The 1,414-nt window shown below is 71.9% G+C and carries 1 protein-coding gene; it reads left to right on the top strand.

Annotated features, from left to right (window positions below; translation table 11 throughout):
* The coding region (locus WS62_RS08870) for an HlyD family efflux transporter periplasmic adaptor subunit (RefSeq protein WP_066570246.1) at window positions 1-1,347 on the top strand (1,347 nt) is incomplete at its 5' end.
* Between the last annotated feature and the right edge of the window lie 67 nt (window positions 1,348-1,414).

The following is a 1,414-nucleotide window of genomic DNA, read 5'->3' as shown; positions in this document are numbered from 1 at the left end:
GAGCACGCTGAGCACGCTGAGCACGCCGAGCCGCCGCCCCATGGCGCCACGCCACCGACGCACGCCAAGACCTTGAACGACACCGCCACCGACACGCTGCGCGCGAAGACGCCAAACGACACGGCGAGCGCCGACGGCTCGCGCGCGAAGCATCCGGCCACGGACGGCTCGCCCGCGCGCCCCGAAGACGCCGCGCTCCCGGCCGCGCTCCTGGCCGCGCGCCGCGCGACGCGCCGCCGCCGCTTCACGCTGTTCTTCGGACTGCTGGCGATCCTGACGCTGGCGGCGGGGCTCTACTGGTTCCTCGTCAGCCGCTACAGCGAGGAGACCGACGACGCGTACGTCGCCGGCAACATCGTGCAGATCGCCGCGCAGATCCAGGGAACGGTGACCGACATCCTGGTGACCGACACGCAGCAGGTGAAGGCGGGGCAGGTGCTGGCGAAGCTGGACGACGCGGACGCGTCGGCAGCGTTCGCGCAGGCGCAGGCGCAGCTCGCGCAGGCGGTGCGGCAGGTCGCGAACACGCGGATCTCGATGGGGATGTACGAGGAGACGGTGAAGGCGCGCGAGGCGGACCTGAAGCTTGCGCAGCAGGCGTATCGGGCGCGCACGGGGGCGTCGGTGGAGGTGGTGGCGCCGGAGGAGCTGGCGCGGTCGAAGTCGAACCTGGCGAACGCGCAGGCGGCGCTGGCGGGCGCGCAGGCGCAGCGGGACGCGGCGCGCGCGCTGGGCAGCGAGCGGCCGGTGGAGCAGAACCCGTCGGTGCAGCAGGCGGCCGCGCAGTTCAGGCTCGCGTACCGGAATCTGAAGCGGACGACGATCGTATCGCCGGTGGACGGCACGGTGGGTCAGCGGTCGGTGCAGATCGGCCAGCAGGTGGGGCCGGGCGTGCCGCTGATGTCGGTGGTGCAACTGCGGCAGGTGTGGGTGGAGGCGAACTTCAAGGAAGGGCAGATCCGCCACATGCGGGTTGGCCAGCCGGTGCGGCTGGAGTCGGATCTGTACGGCTCGCGGGTGACGTACCGGGGGCGGGTGGAGGGCTTCTCGGCGGGGACGGGGAGCGCGTTCTCGATGCTGCCGTCGCAGAACGCGGCGGGGAACTGGATCAAGGTGGTGCAGCGGGTGCCGGTGGTGATCTCGCTGGAGCCGTCGGAATTGATGGCGCATCCGCTGCGGGTGGGGCTGTCGATGCGGGCGACGGTTCAGACGAAGGAACGCGGCGGCCACCTGCTCGACGGCGAAGCGCCGCTGCCGGGGCTGCGCACGCGGGTGCACGACGGCTATGCGGGCGATGCCGATGCGGCCGCCGAGGCGGTGATTCGGGCGAATGACGGGGGGAAGTGAACAGGCGTTGCGGGAGTCGATCGATCAGGCATGCGAAGGATGCGCGTCGGTCGCAGCGCCGTGACAC

It is taken from the genome of Burkholderia sp. ABCPW 14 (assembly GCF_001523835.1).
GTDB classification, from domain to species: Bacteria; Pseudomonadota; Gammaproteobacteria; order Burkholderiales; family Burkholderiaceae; genus Burkholderia; species Burkholderia mayonis.
The sequence above is the reverse complement of the archived record's forward strand: the minus strand, read 5'-3'. Positions and strand labels throughout refer to the sequence as shown.